Origin of the sequence: Streptomyces griseorubiginosus, from assembly GCF_001514195.1 — a bacterium.
GTDB lineage: Bacteria > Actinomycetota > Actinomycetes > Streptomycetales > Streptomycetaceae > Streptomyces > Streptomyces griseorubiginosus.
In genome coordinates this window covers 1-892 of record NZ_KQ948760.1, presented here as the reverse complement: position 1 = coordinate 892, position 892 = coordinate 1, and the positions used below count along the sequence as shown (strand labels likewise).

At 67.7% G+C, this 892-nt stretch carries 1 protein-coding gene; it reads right to left on the bottom strand.

What is annotated here, in order from left to right; translation table 11 throughout:
• Positions 1-10 precede the first annotated feature (10 nt).
• Positions 11-828, bottom strand: a protein-coding gene (locus AQJ54_RS44765; protein ID WP_248845608.1) for an IS5 family transposase whose coding sequence is annotated in 2 segments (ribosomal slippage) — positions 11-468 and positions 468-828 — 819 coding nt in all. Because the reading frame shifts where the segments join, the coding sequence is not laid out codon by codon here.
• Positions 829-892: the final 64 nt, after the last annotated feature.

Sequence of the window (892 nt, the reverse complement as noted above, 5' to 3'; positions counted from 1 at the left end):
CTTACTGGCCCTAACAAAGCCTCTGGACGTGGCGGTGGGTGATCAGGCAGACCGCGAGTCCGAGGAAGGCCTCGTGGATGTCGTCGCGTCGTTCCCAGCGGATGCGCAGGCGGCGGAAGCCGTGCAGCCAGGAGATGGTGCGCTCAACGACCCAGCGGAAAGTGCCCAGGCCGGTGCCGTGTGACTGACCGCGTTCGGCGATCGCGGGCCGGATGCCACGCTGCCGCAGGAGTCGGCGGTATTTGTCGTGGTCGTAGCCGCGGTCGGCGAAGAGCATGTCGGGCCGTCTGCGCGGCCGGCCGACGACGCCCGCCACTGCCGGGATCTTGTCCAGCAGGGGCAGCAGTTGGGTGACGTCGTTGCGGTTGCCGCCGGTCAGTGACACCGCGAGCGGGATGCCCTGGCCGTCGGTGATGATGTGGTGCTTGCTGCCCGGGCGTGCGCGGTCGACCGGGCTGGGTCCGCTTTTGGGCCTCGGCGGGCGGCCCGGACGTGGGAGGAGTCGATCACCGCCCGCGACCAGTCCAGCTGGTTCTTCGAGCGCAGCCTGTTCAGCAGCAGCTGGTGCAGTTGGTCCCAGACACCGGCCTCGTTCCAGGCCGCAAGGCGCCGCCAGCACGTCATGCCCGAGCCGAAGCCGAGCTCCTGGGGCAGGTACTCCCACTGGATGCCGGTGTGCAGGACGAAGAGGATGCCGCTCAGGGCCTGCCGGTCGGGCACTCGTGGCCGCCCCTCGACCTGCTTGGGCGGTGGCTCGGGCAACAACGGTTCGATGAGCGACCACAGTTCGTCCGACACGATCCACGGCCGCGACTGACGCTTCCCCATGTCCTCATCAACGAGCGATCAAGCCGACAGTCACATGATCAATCCGCTTTTGTTAGAGCCAGTT